Annotated in this window: 17 protein-coding genes and 4 tRNA genes; 13 read left to right on the forward strand and 8 right to left on the reverse strand. The window is 34.0% G+C overall.

The genetic code is table 11. From position 1 onward, the window contains the following. Positions 1 to 126: 126 nt before the first annotated feature. Complete coding sequence (locus tag AC3HD6_RS05450) at positions 127 to 2,712, reverse strand: putative LPS assembly protein LptD (protein ID WP_488895429.1); 2,586 nt, start codon at positions 2,710 to 2,712, stop codon at positions 127 to 129. Between the two features lie 53 nt (positions 2,713 to 2,765). Between AC3HD6_RS05450 and AC3HD6_RS05455 the strand changes: the two genes are divergently transcribed. The 11 genes from AC3HD6_RS05455 (at position 2,766) to AC3HD6_RS05505 (ending at position 12,318) form a co-directional block, all read left to right on the forward strand. Further along, a complete protein-coding gene (locus tag AC3HD6_RS05455; RefSeq protein WP_488895430.1) occupies positions 2,766 to 4,052 on the forward strand; it encodes an N-acetylmuramoyl-L-alanine amidase family protein in 1,287 nt (428 codons plus the stop codon). A gap of 57 nt (positions 4,053 to 4,109) precedes the next feature. Then, a tRNA-Glu gene (locus AC3HD6_RS05460) sits at positions 4,110 to 4,184 on the forward strand. Positions 4,185 to 4,831: 647 nt separating this feature from the next. Next, positions 4,832 to 5,152 (forward strand): hypothetical protein, encoded by a 321-nt coding sequence (locus AC3HD6_RS05465; RefSeq protein WP_068940338.1) that lies wholly within the window; start codon positions 4,832 to 4,834, stop codon positions 5,150 to 5,152. A gap of 66 nt (positions 5,153 to 5,218) precedes the next feature. Then, positions 5,219 to 5,473, forward strand: a complete 255-nt coding sequence (gene rpsT, locus AC3HD6_RS05470; protein ID WP_002983073.1) for a 30S ribosomal protein S20 — start codon at positions 5,219 to 5,221, stop codon at positions 5,471 to 5,473. A 9-nt stretch (positions 5,474 to 5,482) separates the two neighbouring features. After that, a tRNA-Glu gene (locus AC3HD6_RS05475) sits at positions 5,483 to 5,554 on the forward strand. Between the two features lie 80 nt (positions 5,555 to 5,634). Next, a tRNA-Glu gene (locus tag AC3HD6_RS05480) sits at positions 5,635 to 5,706 on the forward strand. Between the two features lie 63 nt (positions 5,707 to 5,769). Next, a tRNA-Glu gene (locus tag AC3HD6_RS05485) sits at positions 5,770 to 5,844 on the forward strand. A 1,406-nt stretch (positions 5,845 to 7,250) separates the two neighbouring features. Next, positions 7,251 to 8,678 (forward strand): LamG-like jellyroll fold domain-containing protein, encoded by a 1,428-nt coding sequence (locus AC3HD6_RS05490; RefSeq protein WP_488895431.1) that lies wholly within the window; start codon positions 7,251 to 7,253, stop codon positions 8,676 to 8,678. 197 nt (positions 8,679 to 8,875) lie between these two features. After that, on the forward strand, positions 8,876 to 9,646 hold the full coding sequence (locus tag AC3HD6_RS05495; protein ID WP_488895432.1) for a T9SS type A sorting domain-containing protein: 771 nt from the start codon (positions 8,876 to 8,878) through the stop codon (positions 9,644 to 9,646). A gap of 203 nt (positions 9,647 to 9,849) precedes the next feature. Then, positions 9,850 to 10,629, forward strand: a complete 780-nt coding sequence (locus AC3HD6_RS05500; RefSeq protein WP_488895433.1) for a T9SS type A sorting domain-containing protein — start codon at positions 9,850 to 9,852, stop codon at positions 10,627 to 10,629. 87 nt (positions 10,630 to 10,716) lie between these two features. Then, positions 10,717 to 12,318 (forward strand): T9SS type A sorting domain-containing protein, encoded by a 1,602-nt coding sequence (locus tag AC3HD6_RS05505; RefSeq protein ID WP_488895434.1) that lies wholly within the window; start codon positions 10,717 to 10,719, stop codon positions 12,316 to 12,318. 136 nt (positions 12,319 to 12,454) lie between these two features. Here the strand turns inward: AC3HD6_RS05505 and AC3HD6_RS05510 are convergent, their stop codons facing one another. Next, positions 12,455 to 12,592, reverse strand: a complete 138-nt coding sequence (locus AC3HD6_RS05510) for a hypothetical protein (protein ID WP_488895435.1) — start codon at positions 12,590 to 12,592, stop codon at positions 12,455 to 12,457. 887 nt (positions 12,593 to 13,479) lie between these two features. On the opposite strand from AC3HD6_RS05510, the gene AC3HD6_RS05515 reads away from it, so the two are divergent. Beyond that, complete coding sequence (locus AC3HD6_RS05515; RefSeq protein ID WP_488895436.1) at positions 13,480 to 13,605, forward strand: hypothetical protein; 126 nt, start codon at positions 13,480 to 13,482, stop codon at positions 13,603 to 13,605. 11 nt (positions 13,606 to 13,616) lie between these two features. Further along, entirely contained in the window at positions 13,617 to 13,967 is a 351-nt protein-coding gene (locus tag AC3HD6_RS05520; RefSeq protein WP_488895437.1) for a hypothetical protein, read from the forward strand. On the opposite strand, the gene AC3HD6_RS05525 is transcribed toward AC3HD6_RS05520, so the two are convergent. The 6 genes from AC3HD6_RS05525 to AC3HD6_RS05550 form a co-directional block, all read right to left on the reverse strand. Beyond that, complete coding sequence (locus tag AC3HD6_RS05525; protein WP_488895438.1) at positions 13,956 to 14,675, reverse strand: LytR/AlgR family response regulator transcription factor; 720 nt, start codon at positions 14,673 to 14,675, stop codon at positions 13,956 to 13,958. The two genes, AC3HD6_RS05520 and AC3HD6_RS05525, sit on opposite strands and share 12 nt — an antisense overlap. Position 14,676: 1 nt before the next feature. Beyond that, positions 14,677 to 15,843, reverse strand: coding sequence for a sensor histidine kinase (locus AC3HD6_RS05530; protein WP_488895439.1), 1,167 nt, complete (start codon positions 15,841 to 15,843; stop codon positions 14,677 to 14,679). Next, positions 15,827 to 18,817 carry a lantibiotic dehydratase gene (locus tag AC3HD6_RS05535; RefSeq protein WP_488895440.1) on the reverse strand — a complete coding sequence of 997 codons (2,991 nt, stop codon included), beginning with the start codon at positions 18,815 to 18,817 and terminating at the stop codon, positions 15,827 to 15,829. The genes AC3HD6_RS05530 and AC3HD6_RS05535 overlap by 17 nt, the downstream gene beginning before the upstream one ends. A 696-nt stretch (positions 18,818 to 19,513) precedes the next feature. Then, positions 19,514 to 20,860 carry a hypothetical protein gene (locus AC3HD6_RS05540; protein WP_488895441.1) on the reverse strand — a complete coding sequence of 449 codons (1,347 nt, stop codon included), beginning with the start codon at positions 20,858 to 20,860 and terminating at the stop codon, positions 19,514 to 19,516. Between the two features lie 308 nt (positions 20,861 to 21,168). Further along, positions 21,169 to 23,412: a T9SS type A sorting domain-containing protein gene (locus tag AC3HD6_RS05545; RefSeq protein WP_488895442.1), complete on the reverse strand. Its 2,244-nt coding sequence runs from the start codon at positions 23,410 to 23,412 to the stop codon at positions 21,169 to 21,171. A gap of 30 nt (positions 23,413 to 23,442) precedes the next feature. Beyond that, positions 23,443 to 24,663 carry a cell surface protein gene (locus tag AC3HD6_RS05550; protein ID WP_488895443.1) on the reverse strand — a complete coding sequence of 407 codons (1,221 nt, stop codon included), beginning with the start codon at positions 24,661 to 24,663 and terminating at the stop codon, positions 23,443 to 23,445. Positions 24,664 to 24,676 lie beyond the last annotated feature (13 nt).

The raw sequence follows: 24,676 nt of genomic DNA on the forward strand, positions 1-24,676 counted from the left end.
GGATATTTATTTTTTTATAAAACCATCTTTCATTACCAACGATAAGTTAAGCAATTTCATGATAATTTCGTTAGATTTATTTTGGTTGCAAATATAAAATTTATATTGGCAAATGCCAATCTGATATTAGAAAGGTGCATTTTGCTGTGTAAAGCTTCTGTCTTTATACTTCAGCGCGTCGCTTAAGATATTAGCTTTGATCCCGATAAAGAAGTCATATACTTTATATTGTCCGAATGGTACCCAGTTAAAATTAATGGTAAAACTTCGCTGATCTCTTGAAAAACCAATTCTCGTATAAGCCAGCTGTTTAGTCACCAAGTCATAATGTGTACTTCCGGTAACGTTCCAATAAGGAGTCAGTTTAATACTTCCGTCAAGACCTAAAGATGCAATTTTGCTTCCAAACCTGTTAGTTCCTTTTGAATAAGCATAGTTAGCATTAACGTTCAATGTCCATGCCTGATCGAAACGAGCATAGTTGTCATCATCAAAGTAATAGTTTTCATTTCGAACTTCTCCTTTTGATGCATATTTCTTACCATAGTCTGTTTTTTCTCCAAAAATCTCACTGCTTAAAGGATAAGACACCTGAATATTGAATCCCTGTACACCAAACGCTCCAAACTTCTCCGTTCTGATTCCCTGATCTTGTCCCGGAATGAACTCAATCTTATAAGGATCAAGAGAAAGGCTGGTATTTACTGTAAGTTTATTATTAAAGAATGAAGACTGCCCGTTGATCGTAAAAATAGACCAAGGGTGATCTTTAGCCGCAAAGTTGTAACTTCCTGAAAGGTTCAAAGATTCAAAAATCTTCACTTTCTTCACTCCGGTAGAATCACTTTTAGACTTTACCTTCATTTCGATGTTATTTCCAATATTGAATCCTAATGCTCCTACCAAATTATTTGAAGGGCTCCCAATAATTCCTTTTTCAAAGATAGAATAAGGAGTAAGCGCTCCGGTTGCATTATAATAGTTCTTATAATATCCAAAACCAGGGCTTGAAAAATCCGGAGAATAAGTAAATCCAATACTAGGAATTACCATATGTCTCACCGCTTCTATAACAGACCCTTTCCTGAACTTCATCATTCCATATAATGTTGTCTGAAGACTTGCTGTGGTAGAGAATGAAGAATATCCTGCAAACTTTTTATTGATTTCATCCACTGTTACATTTTTCACAGGATCATAATATCTGTTTAACGTTTTTGTGGTTAATGCGTTATCAATATTAGCACTTAAACTGAAGGTAAAATATTTAGCTAAGGTCGTATTGGTGGCTAAAGCGATGTTATTTTTAAGGCCCGTCTGCATTTTATCCCACATTTCTTTTTTGAACAATTCATTTTCCTGAGTGGTGACAAAATTCGTTAGGTTAAAACCTGTATTTACTGTAATATTTTCAATAAGACCTTGTCTCACTCCAGTTTTTGACTTAAACAGATAAAACTGATTGATCGCTACATTCATCTGCGGAAGACGAAGGTCTGCCAATCCTGTTGCAAAGTTCTGAGAATAAGATGCCGTTCCGGTAATCGTCATGGGAAGTTTCAGAAATCTTTTGGTAAGGGTTACCGTTGAATTCTGCTGGGTATTCAATACATTCTGATTGAAAATATAATTGTTGTTAAGCGGGTTATTATAGAACTTTGTACTTACAATATCCACTTGTGCACTGAATGTAAGGAAAGGATTTGCTTTAGAATCCTGAGCATGTGACCAGCTGATTCTATAAGTACTGCTTTTAGTATAATCATCCAACCCTTTAATTCCTCTTACGATCGTTCCAATGTCAGCATTGAAGCTTCCCGAATAGCGATATTTCTTCTGGTAATTCATCTGTGGGCGCAAATTCCAGCTTCCTTTCGTATAAATATCGGCAAGTACTTTAAGGTCAAAATGTTCTCCAATAGGCTGATAATATCCAATACCATTCAGGAAGAAACCTACATCTTCCCTTTCACCGAAACTCGGAATCAAAATACCGGCTGCTCTTTTATCCGAAAACGGAAGTATGGCAAAAGGCATAATAAGTGGTGTAGGAACCTGTTCTATATACATTTGAATAGGCCCCGTCACAATCTGAGATTTATTTTTGGATTTGATCAGTTTGATATTGGAAGCTCTCATAAAGTAATCCGCTGCCGTGTCTTTTTTCTTAACAAAATATTCATCGGTGGTATAGTCTGCTTTTCTCATAGCAAACACCGAATCATTATATTTTTTTGTTTTCTGAGCTATAATTACCCCTTCACTTTCTTCTGTTCTTGCATTGAAAGCGATAGCCTGTTTCGTTTTTGTATTATAGCTGAATTCGTTGGTTTCGTATTTCTTCCCAGCCTGAGTAGTAATTACAGGTTCTATGATTTTCCCTAAAGAATCCTGTTTTCCTCTCGCATAGATCAGATTTTTATTATCATCAATGGAAATATAATCTGCATCAATCTGCATATCCTGATATTTCACCTGGGCATTCTTATTAAGGAATGTCATTTTTTTAGGGATATCTCTGCGCTGATCATCTGCTTTTGTCTGAAGTACATCATCTAAAGCTTCTTTTTTTGCAACAATGGTATCCTTTTTGGAAATAGTATCTTTAACCGTATTTTTAGGCAATTTTTCAGGGGTTTTCTGTGCTAAAAAATTGTTAAAAATTAGGATAATTAAAATTTGTAATATATTTTTGAGGACGGTTTTGGCCAATTTTATTCTATATAATTAAGGCCCAAAATTAATATAATTTTTATAACTGTAAGATGCACAAACAAAATTTTAAAATAATTTTATCATTTCTCCTTCTTCTAATCAGCAACATTATCTTCTCTCAAAAGAAGTTTACACTAGTTCTTGATGCGGGACATGGAGGAAGTGATCATGGGGCCAACAGGACTTATTCTGACATAGGAAGAATTGCTGAAAAAGACATTACCCTTGCTATAACTTTAAAGGTAGGAGCTATGCTTGAGAAAAATAGGGACTTCAAAGTAATCTACACCCGAAAGATTGATGAGTACCCTTCTCTATCCGACAGAACGAACCTTGCCAATAGAAGTAAAGCAGATCTGTTTGTATCTATCCACTGTAACTCTTCTGCAAGACCTACCGCTTATGGTACGGAAACATATGTACAGGGCCCTAACCAGAACAACGAGAACCTGGAGGTAGCCAAAAGAGAAAATGACGTAATCTTTCTAGACGAAAAAGATAAGCAGATCTTCGGATCCTATAACCCCGATTCTCCGGAATCTTTAATTGCCTTAAAGCTGCAACAGAGTAAATATCTTGAATCCAGTTTGCTTTTAGGCGGCTTGGTTGAAGATAACTTTGTAAATAAAGACAAAAGATCTTCCAGAGGTGTTTTCCAAAAGAACCTTCACGTTCTTCGTATGAATGCCATGCCTTCTGTTCTTATAGAAACGGGATTTATCAACCATCCGGAAGAAAGCCATTATATAGCATCCGAAAAGGGTCAGCAAGAAATTGCAGAAAGTATCTACAATGCCATCATTGATTACAAAAAAGCAATTGATAGAAAATCAGGTGGATCTTTTACTACGAAAAAACAGGAACCTGAAAAACCTGCAGAAGCTCCATTGAAAAATGATTTCAGAATATTACTGATGAGTTCTCCTACGAAATACAATGAGAATGATCCAGCATTAAAAGGACTTAGCTACATCCTTACTCTCAAAGAAAACGGACAGTACAAATACTACTATGCAGTAACTAACATGGCTTCTGTAAAAGACATTAACCTTAAAACAGCCAAAGATGCCGGATTTAGAAATGCGTTTGCGGTAGGATTCATGCCTAACCAGAGAATAAGCATGGGATATTACACACTAGAAGTATATACCGGTGAAAAGCTAAATGGGAATTCATACATCCTTCAGAACCTTAAGGATGTAGAAAGAGAGAAAGAGAGTGGTGTCTTCTATTATACCTATGGAAAGGTCTATACTTTGGAGGACGCTGTCAAATTACAGAAAGAAGTTGAAGCCAAAGGAATTAAGAATACGGTCATTCAAAAAGTTTATAAATAACTAAAAAATAATTTTGATGTTTAAAAAGGTTTTTCTACTTTTGCAACCTCAAAATTTGGCCTATTCGTCTAGTGGTCAGGACTCAAGATTTTCATTCTTGCAACAGGGGTTCGATTCCCCTATAGGCTACCAAAAAAGAGAAACGATTTTATCGTTTCTCTTTTTTATTTTAATGTAATCAATCCATGATTCGAAAGATGTTAGTGGAGTATCGATAATAGTCTTTAATACTAAAACTATATACTTTTGTACCTGTGTGCAATTCTATGTTGATTTAAAAACCGTTTTAAGACTTTCTTATTCCGAATACACACCAAAGACTTACAAATACAATTCAGAAATAAAGAATCTGATTTATATACTTTATACGAGACTCTTCCATCGTCAAGCAATCAATGATCATCTCCTTTCGCCCGAGAATGATATTTCGGTATAGCTAATGGCAAAAGATGCAAATACCTACCTTATAGAAAAATAGGAAAACTTCCTTTATCCTATCCATTTGCATGATATTTTTAATAAATCTAAAATTAGAAGTGAAAATTCCGAAATTACAGAACATTGGTACTGAATCACTTATTATAAATCTAATAAAAATATCACAACTTTTTGTCTAAAAAGTCACTCTATTTACGTTATATCTCACAAAAGCCTTATATTTGCAAAAATTTTTTAATAAATTTAACCATAATTGGTAAGACAAATATGGTGACACTGATGAAAAATAGTATTGATAACCCACCGTCTGCAGGCAACTGCAGATTATCAAATTTTATATCATGCCGGATTTAAAAATACAAGAAGCGAAATTGCTTTTTAAGAAAATCCACTCTAACCCAAAAAGTTATGATTTACAAATCAATGAAGACGGGATTACAGGCAGAGATGATAAAATAAGTTTCAGACTTTACAGGACCGGAGAAAGGGTTGCTTTTGAAGTAACAATAGATGGACTTACTTTCACCAATACCACTGGAGAATGGAACAACGCACTGATCATGTTGGGAAATACGATCAAAAAAATTGAAAAAGAACAAGAAAATTTAAAAATAGAACAAGCAATAGATAAGCTTAGAAAGTACCTTTCAGAAGAAAATTAAATTTTTTAAAAATAAATTTGGTAGTTTCAAAAAAAGTTTATAGTTTTGCACTCACATTTGAACGATATGGCAAATCATAAATCAGCATTAAAGAGAATCAGACAGAACGAAACTAGAAGACTTCGTAATAGATATTATCACAAGACTGCTAGAACAGCATTGAAAGCCTTAAGAAATGAGGAAAATAAAGCTGCTGCAACAGAGCAACTGCCAAAAGTTATCGCTTTATTGGATAAATTAGCTAAGAAAAATATTATCCACAAAAACAAAGCAGCTAACTTAAAAAGCAAATTAACAAAGCACGTTAATAAATTAGCGTAAAAGTATAGCGGCCCGTTCGTCTATCGGTTAGGACCTCAGATTTTCATTCTGGTAAGAGGGGTTCGATTCCCCTACGGGCTACTTAATTTTTAAAAACCACTGAGTTTTTACAGTGGTTTTTAAAAACAAAGTAGGAAGCTATTACTTAAACACATCTAACCGGCCCGTTCGTCTATCGGTTAGGACCTCAGATTTTCATTCTGGTAAGAGGGGTTCGATTCCCCTACGGGCTACATTAAGAGTTGACACTTATAAAAACAAAAGCTAACACGCTATTTCGATAGTGGAAGATAGAGGGCCCGTTCGTCTATCGGTTAGGACCTCAGATTTTCATTCTGGTAAGAGGGGTTCGATTCCCCTACGGGCTACCAAAGGACTTTTTTCGGAAAGTCCTTTTTTTGTTTCTATACCTACATTCTATTACTTCCTAACATATACATAAATTGGATCAGGTACAAAACTTGGGGATCATTACAAAATCTATATCTTTCGCCGAAGAAATAAATTATTTTAATCGCAAAGAAAGAAAATTCAAATATTTTATTTTAGGAAGCTAAGAATTGCGGCCTCGTCGCTGAAGAAGCTTTATGAATAGACATTCGCTTAGATAATATCAATGAAATTGATTCCATTCTTTGCTCCCTTAAAAGTATGAGATAAGATGCTAAACTTTGCGTCAAATTAAACTCCATAAATACAGACAATATCATCCCCAACTTTTAAGATTGATCTCATAAATTTCAATCTAGACACATGTAATGATCCATTGGAAATTATATGATCTAACCTTACCGTCAATCTTTACACAATAGGGAGGCAAGGTTATTGATTTTTCTAAGCTGATGAATCATCAGTTTCTTTTTTCGCTTTCTCTTTTTTTAGTTTCCTTCATTCATAATTTCGATAAGCCTTCAACCTATAGAAGCTCAGTATACACAACTAAAATATCACAATTAAAATGATTATATAATAAGTGAAAATTCAATCAAATAATCATCATAATATTAAATATAGCATAAACATAAAAAAATATAAAGAAATATTTATTTTATATGTAGTTTTATAAAATCAAAACACCTAAATATATAAAACATGAAAAGTAATTTATTAATCACCCGTTTCCTCATAGGGGCTGCTCTTGCACTTCCTTTATGGTGATTCCCGATCTCCCATTACCATTTCCGTAAATAAAAGCATATGGTGTAGTAAAGCTGTCCCTTCCAATATACAGAAACAGATTATCTCTCAACTATTTGATAGTCTTTATTGAACAACAGACATGTGACATCAACCCGAACAATGTTCTATAGTACCACTCATGGAAATGCCGGAGTTCTAATTATTTCCTAACTGCTATTAAAATGACCAGCTAAAAAAACTGTATAAAAATAGACAGACTAGAAATGAGCTACGAATAGCAGGAGTAATATATGAAACATTCAAATATCAAAGCGATTGCATCAGACCTAATAATGACTGAGAAAGAACTATAAAAGCTTAGTTTCTAAAAATAGCAACAGATTTGACAAAAAAATCTTTCTTTTCAAAAATATATGGCTGAACTTCTTAGATAGGGAGATATATTACTAATTGAGCAAAGCTCTGCCTGTTTCTAGAAGGGCTACTTCAGCAATAAATGCATAGTACATCATTTTCTGTCTTATCTATTTGAACTGACATCTCAATCCCCAAGGAAAAGAGAATCTTTGTTACAAATAGTCTTCACCTATACAATTTAATAAATACGTATTCAAACAACTCATCTAAATCTTAATTTATGAAAAATTTATTTTTACCTCAGAATCTAATCCGGAAAGTACTTATTACTTTTCTGTTCATTACCAGTGCAATGTTCTATGCACAACTGGAAAAAACTTACGTAAGCAGTCAGACTAATCAAAACTATGGAGTTTGTTTACTCTGTTCAATAGACAATCCGCAGAATATAGTAGGAAATAACGAAAACAATTATGAAACGTTAAGGATCCCCGTCGGACTTTATGGCAGAATTGAACAGAATTTAAATTTCCCAAAACTTGCCCGCGCTTACAGAAAAGTGACAATGGGGATAGAAACCCCTAATGTCTCTATAAAAGAACAAGCGAAACGAGAAATTTACATTGAGACATTCAAAGGAAATATTTCTAATAATGATCGTATAAGAGTAGATACAACCATGCTTAAACCCAGCTCAAACTCTCAAAAAGGAACTATTGAGTTCACCACTACCCGACCTTTTGACAGAATCAGACTCTCTGTACACAGCGGCTTGATTGGAGTAGGAGAAGAGCTTAGAATTTATTATGTACACCATCTTCCTGCTCCATTTACTACATGTGGCAATCCTCCGCTAGATCCATTATATTACTATCCATTTGATGGAAATGGCAAGGATATTATTTCTGAGAACAATCTTTCTCTAAGTACAGAAACAACCTTTCAAAATGATGCCATTTGTAAAGAAGCTGTTTATAGTGATTCTAGCGCATCATTAGAAAATGTATCAATACCTCTAAATGGTTCAAAAACCTATTCTTTTTGGTTAAAAATGGACGGAGGCACTATACCTGCAGCTTTTGATATGCGTATGTCTACAATTTATATCACAACGGAAGTCCCGGGTTTTATTACAGCAGGACATATTTCTTCCAACATCCCCAAATCCATCACAGCTGATCAATTTTATCATTTTACATTAGTCTATAATGAAAACTTTCATTCATTTTGTTTTTATAAAAACGGGGAGCTGGAATCAGAGATGGGCGTTTCTCCTTGCATAGATGATAATACCCCTTTTATTTTTCAAAGCATAAATATTTTACTAAAGCGAAGCAAAATGGATGAATTTCTTGTCTATGACAGAGCTCTAACAAGTGATGAAGTAAAAGCATTAACCTGTTCTTATGGAATACTGCCTAATTGCAGCTCAGGAACTTCAGCGCCTGCATCGAAAATTGCAACGCCAGCAGAAACCTTTACTATATCTCCCAATCCTACTACCGGAGAAATCACCCTGGATGGTAACATCCTTCTGGTGGGTTCTGATATTTCCATCAGAAATATTTCAGGAATGGAAGTCTACCACTCACCTTTCAGATCCAAAACCTTTGAGCTTCCTACTACCCTGCCGGGAGGCGTTTATATGCTGACCTTACAGACAAAAGATAAAAAGATCTATACCCGTAAGATTATTCTGACACGATAATTCAAAAAATATTCTTTTTAAGACAGGCTACTTCGCCTGTCTTTTTGTTGCAATCAACAAATAGCTACCTTCTAAAGTTTAAACATGTGTAATAATTATAACATATTATTAAAATCACCAAAAAAGGAAATATTTCTTTTTCCTTTTCCTATTAATCCTTAAATTTGAATAAAATAATAAATCCAAAAATTAATAACATGAAATTTAATTTATTTTCTAGAGATCAATTCTCTTTTAAAGCCGCTTTACTGACATTCTTCTTATTTTCTACTCAATTTTCATTTGCTCAAAACAGAATCTATGCTCATGCACAAAGTTCTGGCGTATTTGGGGTAGCATGTTTAGGATGCCGTGTAGATAACCCACAGAATGCTGTTGGAGGGAATGAAGATGATTATTCCACAATGGTATTGGGAACTGTATTATTAGGAGGAATTCAGCAGACCTTAACTTTTCCTGATCTTAGAGCAGACACAAGGCTTGTTGTAGGTATCGGAACAGATAATATTCCTTTATCTGTACAATTATTAAGTGGGGTAACTCTTGAAACCATGAATGGAGGAACATCCAATGAAGATCGCAGAACAATAGATGTAAGCCTTCTGAAATTAGGAGCGACTCCCAATAGAGGTACGGTAGAGTTTAAACCCGCAAAACCTTATGATGGAATAAGAATTGGTTTAACCGGAGGGGTACTAAGTCTTGGTGGCGGATTCAGAATCTATTATGCTTATCAGGATCCATTAATTCAACTCATGGCCCATAGCCAGAATGGACAGGTTACGCTAAGCGGAAATGTAAGCGTAGATGGTTCTGAGGTTGCTTTAACCAATACTTCAGGCAAGGAAGTTTACCGCTCAAAGCTTACAACCAATACATTTGATTCTAAGCAATCTTCAGGAGTCTATATTATGACTCTTCAAACGAAGGAAGGCAAAACCTATTCTAAGAAAATCATTATTAAATAAATGATAAAACTAAAACGGCAGTCTTTAAAAAGGCTGCCGTTTTTTTTATCTATGTGCAAAATTAAATTTAATTAATTTATAATCAAAAAAAACTAATTATAAAAACATAATTATAATTACATCACAAAAAAATGAAATAAAATATTCAACATAATTATTTTATTTATAAATTTACACAAAACTAAAATCAAAATTTTTTATATATGAAAACTAATTTATTCTTGAGTTCACACAGTGTAAAGACTGCTATTTTTGCATGTTTATTATTGCTGACAAGCAATATGTCATTTGCACAGATTGTAAAATACTATGCTAATGATCAAAAAAATCAGGTATACGGTGTGTGTGTAGGCTGTGGGGTTCTCAACCCGCTGAATGCTATCGGCCCTAACGAAAATGATTATTCTGTACTACAAGTATCCATCGGATTATTAGCCCGTACCGAACAAACTTTAATTTTCCCTAACAGTGCTTATACTAATAAATTGGTTATTGGCATCGGTTCCAACGGAACCCCTCTGACTGCACAAGTTTTAGGTGGAGTATCTATTGAAACATTCAATGGAGATGTTTCTAATAATGATTATCAAAATCTTAATAATGATATTTTAAAACTTGGAGATACCAATTCAAGCAAAGGAGAAATTGAACTTACCATGAACAAGCCCTATGACCGTATCAAGATCAATGTAAATGGAGGCTTATTAAGTCTAGGAGGAGAATTTAGGGTATATTATGGTTACCAGTACAGAGATCCTTTTATCAGCTTTATGGCTCACAGTGAAAACGGAAAGGTGACTTTGGATAAAAACTTACAGGCAAAGGGTTCAGAGATCACACTTATCAATACTTCAGGAAAAGAAGTATTCCGCACCAAGCTGAACTCTAATACATTTGAAACCAACCAACCTGGAGGATTGTACATTATCAAGCTTCAAACCCAAGAAGGAAAAACATATTCAAGTAAGGTTTTACTTAAATAAATAATTAAACATGCCAGAGGCGGCAGGCTTTTTCAAGCCTGCCGTTTTTTATATATATTCATACTATAACCAAACAAATCTCGATCTATGAAAACAAATTTATTAGCAGGAAGCTACCTGATAAAAGGTTTGCTATTCTCTTTAGTCCTCTCCCATATAAGCTCATTTTCTTTGGCGCAAAAAAAAGTATACGCCAATGGACAGGAATCTACAAGTTCCGGACTTTTATGTGTAGGATGTGGAGTAGATTATCCTGAACGCGCAGTAGGTAATAACGAAAGTGATTATTCTATTATAAAAACTGACTTGGGTATTTTAGCTGGTATTGAACAAACCTTATACTTCCCGGAAACTTCTAAACTTAACAATCTGGTGATTGGCTTCGGTTCTGATAATAATATTCCCATTTCATTACTTTTATCTGCCCAACTATTGAGTTCAATTTCCGTAGAAACATATTACGAAGGTGGAGGGTTACAATTATATAAAGAATCACAAATCATAACCAATAACTTAGTAAAAGTAGATCCTCAGGATCCTAATAAAGCAACTATTGAATTTACTCCGACTTATTTGTACAATCGTGCAAAAATAACTTTTCGTGGAATTCTAGGTCTTAACAATAAGCTTAGAATTTATTATGCCTATTACAAAGAAATATCAAGATGTAGTCCTCCAGCCAACCCTATCCATTATTATCCTTTTAATGGAAACACGTCTGATTACTCTGGTGCAACAACAGTATTTAATTTATTTACAACCAGTATAGGAAATACTATTTTTAAAGACAGTATGATCTGCAAAGAAGGACTTTCTTATCAGCCAGCAGACACTACTTATACCATTCGCAATACATTAAATCCATTACCGGTTCCCCAACCTAAAGCGCCAAGAACTGTTTCATTTTGGGCCCGAATAGATAAAGGAGGTTATATTGATCTCACCCTCTATGGTGAAAGGATTAAAATTACAGAAGACAGTATAATTATAAGGCCTGTAGATGAGAATCATAATTTTGACAAAAAGTACTTTGGCAGAATGTCGAGGCCCAATCCGACACCCACTGGAAGCTCTCTAAACTTTTATACATTAGATTTTAATAACGATCCCACTCCACAGTACGGAAATTCCTATTATCAGAATGTCAGTCTTTTTCACCCTCCATACTACCCTGTTGATTTCTGTTTATCCGTCAATGGCACCCCAAGTTCCGCTCCTTTTCCTATGGGAGTGAATGGGTCTGGTTTTCCAGCAACCAATTATTGCACACATTGGGCTCCCTATTACACAGGAAAATCCGATACTACCTTTATGATTTCTCTTAATAAGGCGCAGATGGATGAATTTCTTATTTATGGTAAAAAGATTCCTCCTTCCCGGCTTTTTGATGCTTACTCACAATCTGTTACAATCGACTCTTCGGTTGTAGAAAAAACATCCTTACCCGAAAATAATATATTTATTATTTCTCCTAATCCCACTACAGGGCCAATTACATTAGATGGAAATATTAATCTAATAAATTCGCATATCTCTATCAGAAATATATCAGGAAAAGAAGTATATCACTCTAAAATCGGAGCAAAAACATTTGATCTGCCTTCAACCATGCCTAATGGTATGTATGTTCTTAGTATACAGACAAAAGATGGGAAAATACATTCCCGAAAAATAATTCTGTCAAGATAATTTAATAAATCAGTATGATACTATACGAGTATCATACTGATTTTATGTACTCAGCACTTCAGTTATAATAACTGCTGAATAGATGTTCCTATGAAATGAATTTAGAATAGTTGCTTGTACGTTTTAATTTTAACAATTAAAAGAATGAAGAACTGATAGAAAGTGAAGTTGGGTTGGTTGATAGCAATGTGTCGTCAGACAATTTCGTAGTGGAATAGTTTTTTACAGTTCTTTTCTTAATAATTAGTTTTTGATTCGTTGTGTTTGTTTTCATGGTGGTTGTTTTTAGTTTATGCTCCAAAATTGCAGTGTATGAGGATTGAAAACAAAACGAATCGATGAAAACACAAAATTATCCGACAAAAAAGATAAATAAATAGATAAGACAATAAATCATCAAATAATCATAATGATTTAGCATTTTTTTTATCAACTCATTTAAAAAAAAACAATCACAAACAAAGAAAAACAACAATTACTCAAAATAAAACTAAACGAACAAAAACAACTATTTGTATAATATTCTACTTATTTTTATCATAGAACCGAAAACTATATTGCGATCAATTTTTCATAAAAGATGATGTATATTATTTATAAGCATAATAGAGCATAATTTATTGTAAATAGATGTCCTATATAAGGAATTACAGAGAGAATAAATTAAATTCATTAATAACAGCCTTGAAGTATCTAATATTAATATTCTCAATCATGGCTTATCCTTCTTATCAATTCCTTATCTTATTTAGGTCAGAAGATAAATATTGAAACTGATATTTTTATGATAAACAACAGATTTAAATTTCAACAGAATATTTATTGCATCTATTATTTACTTATAACATTTCACTCAACTCAATATCTAGAAGAAGTCAATATTCTTCTTTCCTACCATCACTGATCATCTTGTTATTCAAAACAACTTAAGAGTTTTAAAATCCTTTATCAGTAGATTTTGCTACATTTTTTTATGGTATTTAATAATCATTACAATACTATCCATCATAAGTACTCCTTCTATAAATAGAATCATTCATGGTATCAAAAAAAGCTTATCGAAAAATATAAATGTTTTATCGGAAGATTCAATGTTTTCACCGATTTGTTTTGTTTTCAATGCTGTTATATTGCAATTTTGGAACACAAACTAAAACTACCATGAAAACAAACACAACGAATCAAAAATTAATTATTAAGAAAAGAGCGGTAAAAAACTATTCCACTACGAAATCGTTTGAAGACACTAATCCAACTTCACTCTCTATCAGCTCTTCATTTTTTTAAAACAAACAATTATGTGGGTAATTTGTAAAATAGTATCAGAAAACACTCTTATTCATTATAAGTTAAAAGAGTTTATCAACAAAACTCATTTTCTTACTTTATCTGAAGGAAAAAACTCTAAGGAGGAAGGGCACATTATTTTTTGGGATAATGATTCCATTAACATGGATCCTCCTTATCTAAAGGGATGTATAGACAAAGGGGCTATTGTGATTGTAATATCATCAATCTTCCCCAAAAATATTATAGCTCGTTTTTTTGAGGAAGATCAAAGATTAAAAATAGGTATTCTGAACAAAAATATGCATTACCATCAGTTTGTAGAAGAAATCAGTAGAGTAATTGATAATCTAAATTCTTAACAGATTAAATAATTCATCTTTTTTGTTAAGTGCTATTGTAATAGTCTTACCATTATTAAGTTCAATAATATTTCCTGAAACAGATTTTATGGAGGTAAGTTTTACTATAAAAGATCTTTGCACTCTAAAGAAAGCAGGGGCAACCAGAATATCTTCCATAGACTTCAGTGTTGCCAACGTGGTAAAAGTTTCCGTATCTGTTACAATTTTAAGATAATCTCCTAAAGCTTCTGCATACAGAATATCTTCAAGGATCACTTTTACAAGTTTTCCATTTACTTTAATAAAAATTCGCTCAGGTGAGGAATCTGTTTCCGGAGAAGTGCTTTTGGTTTTAACAGAAGTCTGTATTCTTTCTTTTGCTCTATTAACCGCTTTTAAGAATCTACTATATGCTACCGGCTTTACAAGATAGTCTACTACCCCGCTTTCAAATCCTTCTAAAGCAAAATCCCTATGTGCGGTAATGAATATAATGGCAGGTGGTTTGGTAAGTGTACGAATAAGATCAATCCCATTAATCTTGGGCATTTCTATATCACTAAAAATAATATCTACCTCATTAGATTGAAGATATGCAAGGGCATCAATTGGGTCTTCATAAGAGGTCTGCAATTCCAAAAAAGGAATGGTTTTCACAAAATCTACTATCAATTCTCTGCCAATTGGCTCATCATCAATAACTATACAGCGTAATTTCTCAGTCATCCTAGGTCAAATTTATAGAGAGAGAGACAAAAAAACGGGTTTCTCTGTCTTCTATCAGTATTTCATGGTTATTCGGGTATAAAAGTTTTAATCTTTTTTCTATATTTTTCACTCCTATTCCCCCTAAAGTTGTTGTTTTTTTAGAGTTTTTATCTTTATCATTTTCGATGGCAAAATAAAAAATATTATTCACAATATGGATATTTATTTTCAAAAAATTATCATTTCCCGACTTCAGTCCATACTTAAATGCATTTTCAATGAAAGTAAAACTTAAGAGCGGAGCAATCACTATATTTTTAATATCTTCAGGAAGAGAAATATCCAGTGTAATATCTTTATCTGCAGAATATCTCATTCTTTCCAGGTAAAAATAATTCCTTATAAAATCAAGTTCCTTTTCAATCGGAACTTTTTCAGTATTAGACTCATATAATGTATATGCCATTAGGTCTGAAATGTTAATAATGGCTTCCGGAGCACTAGGATCTTTCTTTACCACCAGTCCATACAGGTTATTCAGAGTATTAAAAAGGAAATGGGGATTCAACTGTGCTTTAAGAAAATCTTTTTCAATATTAAGATTCTGCAGTTCAAGTTCTGAGGTTTGTTTCTGGAAATAAATGGTTCTGTTAAAAAGTCTTGTAATATCAAACAATATTTTCACAAAGAAAGGCGGCGAAAAAGAATAAATAACCAGCATTGCGTTCCCAAAAACATTCTCAAGTGATAGGGCCTGCAGATAACTTTGATTGGCATTTTTGCTTATCAATCCTTTCAATGGACCTTCGTGAATATCAATTCCGAAATAATTCAAAATGTTATACTGGAAAAAGTTGACAGATAACCAAACATAGATCGAAAGCGGGATACAAAGGAGAATTAAAAAGATGCTCCAGGTTTTGCTTTTAAATATTCTGGGAACTACAACATAAAAAAACAAATAAAAAACAGTCATATTGTTGATAGTCCCACGCAAAGTCATTAATAAACTGGATGTGGACAGCATCTTCAACTCTACCCAAAAATTCAGGAAAAATAGTGCGCTAAAGAAAATCCACATCAATGTGTGGCAAAGAATTCTATTGGCTGGAGTATAAAATTTCTCAAAATCTAGTTGAGAGATCCTTTCTAAAAAAGGAGTCATTCCTTTAACTGATGTCTGCATTATTTAATTGACTTAAAATTCTACTATAATATTTTGATGCAAATGAATAGGTCATGAGCTCTAAAGCACGTTGTTCAGAAGAAAACCATCGGTTGATACTCATATGTATATAGCTTGAAAGAGCTTCTTTTTCGAGTTTCAGCTTCTTTATATATCGATCTCGTTCATTCAACTCCTCTTCCCATGTATTTCCTGTATAGAATAAATGCAAATCTTCTTTTAAGATTCTATATTTAGAATTAATATGGGCTTTTAATTCTGAAGAAAATTCTTTTAAAAATACACTCTCCATTGTTTTACAAAAGTCGAGTTTTTCCTGTAAAGATAATCCGAATACCGAAAGCCAGGAGTTTACATTTTTTACAGCTGCAAATAATCTTACATTTTCATTGTCTAAGAAGATTTCTTTCCCCAATAAGTTCAGAACTAATAGGCTGTCATAATAAAAAGCCTCCTCGGCGTCTTCCATACATTCTGGTTGATATCTTTCGATTTCCCGGTGATAAGAGTCCAACTGCAAGTTCCATATCGTTTCTTCCTGAAAATAAGGATTAAGATGTTCATACAGCTTCTGAAGCACCGCAGCATATAATTGAGGTTCTCTTATATGAAGTCTCAGCCTGATATGATAATGAGGATCTGTATATCTGATGAAAAAAGCTTTTTTAATTTGATTTTCGGCAATTAGTTCATCCAAAACCGGTTTTAATACAGACAATAAACTGTCTGAAATGTTCGAATTACAATATATTTTCAGATATAACCATTCACTTCCCGGTGCAAAGCTCCGTTGTATGGATGGGATTTTATTTTGTAATAAACTATTTTGGGAGGTTGCTTCTTTATTTTCTAATGGGAGAACAATTTGCTGATTATAATTTTCTTCTCCATCAGCAGATAATAACCATTCTGAAAGCTGTATCATTGTATTACTTTTTAGTTCATCAAGAAGTAATAGAAGATAGGTATCATTTGTAATATCTAAGAAAAGTTCATTATCTCCCTGAACGAGTACAACATATTTTGTAACCTCCCATTTTTGGAAAAAGTCTTTTAAGGCTGATATTGGTTTTTTTGATTTTTTGATTGCAAGAATGTCATTCTCATACATCACCCAACACGCACGATGCAAAATAATATTTCTATAAGCAATTCTGGGGATAAATCTTTTTTTAAGCTTGGAATAATTGATATTCAGATTGATATTATCTTGATTTTGCGACTGAATAGCACATAAAAATTGATACGCAGCATTTTCACTATTATAAAAATTATGTGCATTTGAAAGTCTTGGAATAATTCTTTTATTAAGCTTTTTAGATCGTAAAATAATCTCGTCCCCTTTTACTGACACCATAATATCATTCAATAAAATCTGTCTATCATGATTGCCGGTTCCTGCAAAAATCGGGATTTCATATTCTGTGAATTGGGGTCTCCGGGTAATATTTGCGGTACGTTTTCCAGGAATATAAATAATCTCGGCAAAAATGATTTCAGAAGAGCACTCCTGTTCTTTTTGATGAATTTCGCTACAAAAATCTTTGATGTTGTCATCCAGCAAAGCAAATCTTCCCATTATGGAATTTGCTCCGGTTGTTCCTATATTCTGCAAAAAAAAATGATCCTTAACAGGAGAACCTACAATACAAAAGTTTTGAAGTCTTAAAGAAGTTTCATCCAGTTTCAAATTGATGTTTTCCAGATTAATAACTCTTTTCTTATCTTCTTCAATAAGATCTAAAATAAAATCTAAATTAGGATTATCTGCTTGCCTTCCTGCGGTATTTTTATTGGCAGAAAGACCTTCTATAAGAGGATTTCCCTGAAAATTCCCAATCTGCGATCCTGTTGGAAACCCAATTCCAAATTCCGAATCCAATACTTCAGTAAGAGAAACTTCCCTTGATTCGTATTTGGTATTAAAATGCTTTTTAAAAATATCTAAATCCTTCTGTACTGAATTTCCTGATCCCAATGTATGTAATATGGAAATCGAAGTATTGATATTTCGAAGCATTTTCTCATTCGGTTCAAAACTACTTTCTGAAGAATGTTTCATATCCACATGAAAAAAATGTGTTTTTTCAATTCCGATGGTATTGATTAAATCTTTAATATCGGAAATTTCAGATATGGGAAGATAGGAAATGGGGGTTTCTTCTATTATGGAAATACACTCATCAATTTTATTTAAAACATTCAGATATACTTGTGCCTCATATACCTCTTCATTTAAAAGTGATTGCAATACCGTTTTAATATTCGCTGTATTATCTGATGTAAGAGTGAGCTGAAGTTCACTTACTAAGAATTTAATATCAATCAATTCATCAATAAAATCCAAGATCTCATTCTCATCAAAATCATCGGAGAGTAAGCCCTTGATTTCATGATACTTCATCAAATGAGAAATTTTTGATATCCTCCCAAGATATTCATTCATTTCCAGTGATGACAATTGGTACTTTTCTTCGTTGTCTGTTCTTATGGGTTCCTGATATCGGTATTGTCCGGGAATTTTGTCTAAAGTATTATTTACTTTATACCTTAACTTCTTTCTGATATTTTCATTATTCTCGATATGAAATTTAATTTCCGCAAGCAAATCCATATCGATTCTTGCCTTTCTGGAAATGGGTTCCGGCTCATGTTTATCTTTTATATGCTGCAGAGCTACACCTGCCATTGTTCCATACGGTGTACATCTCGTACTGGTACGGATTGCATATTTTTTTAGGGTATGAATTAACCTTGGAATTTTATCTTCTTTAAGTTTTTTCTCTCTATAGTTGATAATGGTATCATACAAATCCGGCGAACTCCAATAGATGGATGTTACAAAAGAATCATTTTGTATAAGTTCTTCCACTACATCTTCTATATGTCTGGTTTCATCATTATTAAATAATATCTCGTAAGAAAACAACGGTTTTCTTACGAGATATTTATCATAGGTCTCATATTTTTTCATACACCCTGAATCTCTTGCTTATTAGAATTAAGCAAAAATATTATAAATATATCTAAACAGAGAGGTATTTATAAAATATTGCAGAGCAATTATAAAACGGTTTTAAATGCTTGCTAAGCATCTGAAATTATATTAATCATATATGGATAATTAGATTTCTCAAATGATTTATCTTCTGAAAACAGAATTTCACCTGTTATAAATTAGATTTCATCGAAAAAAATTTCATGCTAGAGACAACCTATATATTTTTGAGCTTACAATCAGATATTTATACCGATCAATTTTATTAAATAAATAATTACATGAACAAAAAATTCGATAAAAAATCTTTCATTGAAGCTTTAAAGACAGTAAGATTAGAGGAAATACAAGATATACCGGACTCTTTTTCATTAGAAATATTAGATTCCACCGGCAGGTATATTTGGAACAATCACCAATTCTATCACAATCCATTTTAAAAACAGAGCTTTAATTGACTGAAGTTTCTCCATTGATTGCCATAATTGCGGTTTTTGTATCCGTGTTCATTATCCACATACCACTCAAAAAACCTCTTAATAAAAAGTAAGGCAGGTTACTAAAACCTGCCTTATTCGCACTTGTGTACAATTAAAATAGACTTGTGATACTAAATCAAAACTGTTTTAAGATTTCCAGTGCCAAAACAAATATTAATAGGAATGTTTTTATTTACTGCATCATCCAGGCTATTGCATTAGCATACAAAATACTATTATACACTATAGATGATGCTGAAGTACCAGTACCGAAATTACCTTTAGGGATTGGTTTACCAGATGCATCTACTCCTGCTGGAAAGGATCCTATAGAAGTATTATTGACTGCCCCCAAAGGAAATCCACCATCTCCCCAGAAGAATAATTTATAGGTTTTGTGAACAAAACCAACGATCTGACCATTGTTTGTTGACAGAATATCAACATTGGAACTGTTAATATTAATATTGGTATAAGAACTGGCATCATCATTATCATCTCCCACCAGCCTTCCTCTTGCATCTCCAAAAGGACCATTAAGGATAGGATGGTTAATATTGGTTATTTGTTTAACAAACCCAGTACCAGTAGCTCCATTATTAGTGGTTGGGCTTCCAAAAATCTGGTTAAGCAGCTGGTTAGGTTGTGCCTGCTGCAGAAAGATCATTGCTCTTCCTCCGTTATCGAGATAGTTTTTAAGTGCTAATGCATCAGCAGCATTGGAGCTATAATCCCAGGTAAAAATAATCATATAGGGGTTATGGGCTGCAATATTAGCTGCCAGATTACCTTGTGCCGTTCCTACTGCCTTAATATCAAACCCCTGTGATGGAACGGTTCCTGTAGGGCCAAAATTAGCTGATGATTGTAATATGGAAGTAGGCGCTGTTGTATTACTTGGATTAGGAGTGTACATTCCACCACCTAGAGAAAGAATTGTTCTTTTCGGAATAACCCCAGTACTTACATTCACAGAAAAACTACAGGACTGTCCTGCAATATTTATGGTAAAAGTTGCCATACCTGAAGAAGATGGAGTTCCGGAAATACTAAGGGTTATATTTCCACTACCGTTAACTAATGTTCCTGCTGGAGCAGATGCAGTAAGTCCAGACACAACTGTTGAAGCAGCTGATATCGCTCCATAAGATTGTCCGGTAGCATTTGTGTAATTAATGACTTTTGTGCCAGTGCTAAGTGTATTTGCCGTAAAAGTTCCGCTAACAGCTCCACTGGAACAATCCAAGGTAAAGCCTGGTGTGGGACCACATTGGTCACACAAACAATTAGACCATCCTGTAGATTTGAAAACTCTTACGCAGCTTAATGTAGAATCATACATAATGGTTCCAATTGCAACATTTCCACCCATTGGGTTGATCATATTGCGGGGATCTGCATTGGTAGGAAGAACCAACCCCATATTATTGGTGGTTTCTTTATTGATGTCTAACGCCCCTCTGGGATTAGCCGTACCTATACCTACCTGAGAAAATAAGATATTCGCAAAGAATATCAAGAGTAATAAATTTTTTTTCATCTTGTTTTGTTTTCTGCAAAATTATAGCTTATGGTCTCCAACAACAAAAAATAAACATACCTCACACGTACGACATATGCCCTATTCTTCATGGTTTAAGCACTCTACCTACATTCTACAACCTCAATAACTAAAAGAGTGTAAGCCTTGTATTTTTATAGTAAACGTTCTCAAAATTTTTGAATAAAAACACAATATTTTCATTTTTTTCATAAACAATACTCAATAAAAGACATGTTATTGGGTCAAAAAAAACCCGGCCATGAATTGACCGGGTCAGAGTGAAACAAAAATTAGCTATGCTAAAATTAATTTTTAATCAGTTTTTGCTGATATACTGCTTTATCAGTTGTAGCTTTAAGAATGTATATTCCTTTTGGCAACATGCTTACATTTACTTGTCCATTATTAAACTGAGTATTGATAAACTTACCTGAAGCATCATAAATAGAAATGTTTACCACTTTTTCTTGAGTTTTGATATACAAAATATCTGTAACCGGGTTCGGATAGATGCCGAACTCCAGTTTTTTCACCTCAGCAGTGGCTAATGTAGAAGTAGTGCTGTTTACCTTGAGTGTTCTTTCTACTACTTTTCCGTTCGAGTTAAAGCTGATTACAATATCTGATGTTCCTGAACCTATTGGAGTAAGTACCAATTCTTCATTAAAGTTGATATCAGCAGAAACTACTGATGGATTACTATTTGACTTAACAGATTTCACAATAGAAGAGCCAAAGCTGTCTTCATCAGAAACCAACGTTTTAAGATCAATAGTTGTAATACCAGAGGCTGTAACCTGAGACGGGAAAGTATTGCTTACTACCGGAGCAGTATTATCCGGGAATACGGTTACTGAAGGGAACCAATAATAATCATTCAATACTTTGGTATCAATAAGGGTTCCACTTGCATTAAATGTGTGAATCCAGTTTTTCTGGAAATGGGCTCCATATCCGCTTTCTGTAGTATTGGCAACAAGATTTCCGTTAGCCGGGTTTACACGGAGTGCTGCTCCGTAAGGGATTTGTTTATATGTTCCTGTTTGTCCAGGAAGTGTAATAAAGGTTTCATTGAATACTTTGCTGGTTACATCAAATTTTGCAATCTGATTTCCTGATTTCATCCAATATAATGTATTTTCAGTATTACTTGCAGTGAAACTTCCTGCATTCCATGCCCCCCATGATCCTGAATAGGTTGAAGTTGGAATATTATAGTACTGTACTGCAAAAGTTGAAAGATCAATATTGGCTAGCTTCTGGCTCTGAATTGCCCAAACACTTCCATCTTTAGCCTGAACAATAGAATGGAAAGAGCCAGCAATGGTATTGATAACCGCATTGGTATTAGGGTCAATAATCTGGATTCCTGCCGTTTGATTCACTGCAAAAACATATTTTGAAGTACGGATCATATTTCCGATCTGTGCTGTTCCTGTTCCATTGATTACACTTCCTATTTGCAGATTATCAATATCAAACAAATAAATTCCTTTAGATGTTCCAATATATCCTTTATGTTCATCAACTCCCAGGAACGATCTTCCGTCTGCTGTTCCAATCGTATTAAATGCTGCAATTTTCTGCAGCGTCTTTGCATTGGCAACTACTAATCTACCTCCAGGTGTATATTGGGTGTCTCCACCATCAGCAGCCTGCTTGGAAACAAAATAGAATTTATCTCCATAAATGGTTCCATGTGACGTGGTAGCTCCGAATGCATGATTATTATTTACAGCGCTGTAAGCACGATAGTTGATTTGTCCGTTGTTATCAATAAAGTTAACAGAACCGTTACCATGTCCGAACCAGTCTTCATTTACAACAAAAAAACCGTTGGTAAAATTTGTAGTGGTTACATAAGGGGAAACCGGTGTTAAAGTAGATGATATTGGAGGAGTCTGGAAATCGGGACTGTAATTCCATACATCCCATGATCCATTTTGAAGGATACGTCCTGTAGATCCTGACCCTGAAGAGGAAAAATCAGAATCTGAAGGATTTTTAATCAGATAAGACCAAAAACCATTATTCCAGCCAGATTTCCAGTGGTCATTTACATCTTTTGCCGTATAATCATCGAAATCATAGGCTGTAGTTTTTACAATACCATCCACAGGATATAGCGGATAGGTGGCATTCCCACTTTTAATAAGAGCATTGGAATCCTGACCATTCAAATCAAATCCAAATCCGCCTATTGCAGTACCGTATGGAGTTCCCGGATACATTAGAGTAAAGAATCTGTGATCTGCTTTTGCAATCGCTTTAAGCATATCTTCTCCTGTAGCATTGCCATCCCATCTGAAACCCCATACCAAAGCATCAGGACTTTTACCGTCATTCCACTGCACCACAAATGCAGCCTGATTGGAACCTGTTCCTACCCAATACTGAATATCAGAAAAGCTGATTATATTTGTAATATTGGTAGTATTTAAAGGAGTATTTACCGAAATATCATTCCGGGGTACTCCCTGTACTTTTATCTGGGCATTCGTGAAAAATGCAAACAGAAAAAGTACAGTAAAAAGATAAAACTTTTTCATTCTTACTAATTTTAATATATGTTACGTTTGTTATTTCTTTAAATGTAAGTCGTAAGCTCCGGCTACTTCTGTAGAAACTTCACCCAGCCAGCCAGCTTCCTGATTTACTCCTGTATATACTTTTACAAAATCAATTCCCGGAAGTTTTACATATTTTCCGTTCTTGTCAACCGCCCAGGAAATATCAATATTGGAAGCTTCGTCATTATTGGGAGCATTATCTGCATACCCGAAATCATAAGACTTCCCTACCCAGTAGTTCCCTGTTCCACTCTGATCGTAATAGTTGTTTTTAAGTCGGGTTCCTGTAAAACCATAGGAAGCATCTGACAGCCATAACGGGTAATAGCTTTGTGCATGGAAAACCATTTTTGTTTTAAATCCTGTATTTCCAATATTATCCTGCCATTTGATGTACTCTACATCGGTTTGCCAGCTGTCATTTCCAGGTACAGGTGTTTTATTTTCATCCGGTTTGAAGTAAGTAATCCCGTAATTCTTCAGGGTTTCATTTTTAAAGTATTCACTTCCTGCAATTTCATACCATTCATTATCATCCGGTTTTCCGTTTTTATTCTTGTCATAAGCCACCATGATAATTCCCGGCTCACAATTTCCTGAACGGGGATCACTCGCAGAGTTCCCGAAGAATGCGTTTCCCAGCACTTTAAAATCTCTTCCGTCCATATTCGGAATGGTATGATCGAAACCAAATACTACATAACCACCATATCCACCGAGGCTCACCATTGAAGGATTGGAGCCTACCAGATAACTATTGGCTTTCTTAATCATATCTGTCTCGCTATTTCCAAGGTCATATTCAGGAATATCATTCGTAAACTGTCCAACTGCGGGGCGGAAATCAAATACTTTGGAGATATATTTGCTCAGCGTTCCTGCTTCTTTGGTCACCACAATTTTGGATTGAAATACTTTATTAGCTCCCACCTTTAATGTCAAAGGATAAGTAGCAGCCTTTGTACTGATAAATTCCAGTTCAGCATTTTCGGAAATGATGGAATCTTTAATGCTCCAGGTAACTTTTCCGGAAATATTGGTAGGAATGCTCAATACTCTGAAACGTTCAATAGTATAAGCGGTATCTAATTTAAATGAAGGGGGAATTACTTCCGGATCTGTAGGAACCGCTGCTGCTACCTCATCATCATTTTGACAAGAAGCTACTATACCCGCTAAAAAAAAGGATAAAAGCCCAGTTGTTACGTACTTAATTGTTTTTTTATTCATGTCTATCAGTTTT

It is taken from the genome of Chryseobacterium sp. II3a (genome assembly GCF_057815135.1).

Bases quoted from the DNA above. Each gene is read 5' to 3' on its own strand.
- AC3HD6_RS05455 (WP_488895430.1), top strand. From the start codon at position 2,766: ATGCACAAACAAAATTTTAAAATAATTTTATCATTTCTCCTTCTTCTA.
- AC3HD6_RS05465 (WP_068940338.1), top strand. From the start codon at position 4,832: ATGCCGGATTTAAAAATACAAGAAGCGAAATTGCTTTTTAAGAAAATC.
- rpsT (WP_002983073.1), top strand. From the start codon at position 5,219: ATGGCAAATCATAAATCAGCATTAAAGAGAATCAGACAGAACGAAACT.
- AC3HD6_RS05490 (WP_488895431.1), top strand. From the start codon at position 7,251: ATGAAAAATTTATTTTTACCTCAGAATCTAATCCGGAAAGTACTTATT.
- AC3HD6_RS05495 (WP_488895432.1), top strand. From the start codon at position 8,876: ATGAAATTTAATTTATTTTCTAGAGATCAATTCTCTTTTAAAGCCGCT.
- AC3HD6_RS05500 (WP_488895433.1), top strand. From the start codon at position 9,850: ATGAAAACTAATTTATTCTTGAGTTCACACAGTGTAAAGACTGCTATT.
- AC3HD6_RS05505 (WP_488895434.1), top strand. From the start codon at position 10,717: ATGAAAACAAATTTATTAGCAGGAAGCTACCTGATAAAAGGTTTGCTA.
- AC3HD6_RS05510 (WP_488895435.1), bottom strand. From the start codon at position 12,592: ATGAAAACAAACACAACGAATCAAAAACTAATTATTAAGAAAAGAACT.
- AC3HD6_RS05515 (WP_488895436.1), top strand. From the start codon at position 13,480: ATGAAAACAAACACAACGAATCAAAAATTAATTATTAAGAAAAGAGCG.
- AC3HD6_RS05520 (WP_488895437.1), top strand. From the start codon at position 13,617: ATGTGGGTAATTTGTAAAATAGTATCAGAAAACACTCTTATTCATTAT.
- AC3HD6_RS05525 (WP_488895438.1), bottom strand. From the start codon at position 14,675: ATGACTGAGAAATTACGCTGTATAGTTATTGATGATGAGCCAATTGGC.
- AC3HD6_RS05530 (WP_488895439.1), bottom strand. From the start codon at position 15,843: ATGCAGACATCAGTTAAAGGAATGACTCCTTTTTTAGAAAGGATCTCT.
- AC3HD6_RS05535 (WP_488895440.1), bottom strand. From the start codon at position 18,817: ATGAAAAAATATGAGACCTATGATAAATATCTCGTAAGAAAACCGTTG.
- AC3HD6_RS05540 (WP_488895441.1), bottom strand. From the start codon at position 20,860: ATGAAAAAAAATTTATTACTCTTGATATTCTTTGCGAATATCTTATTT.
- AC3HD6_RS05545 (WP_488895442.1), bottom strand. From the start codon at position 23,412: ATGAAAAAGTTTTATCTTTTTACTGTACTTTTTCTGTTTGCATTTTTC.
- AC3HD6_RS05550 (WP_488895443.1), bottom strand. From the start codon at position 24,663: ATGAATAAAAAAACAATTAAGTACGTAACAACTGGGCTTTTATCCTTT.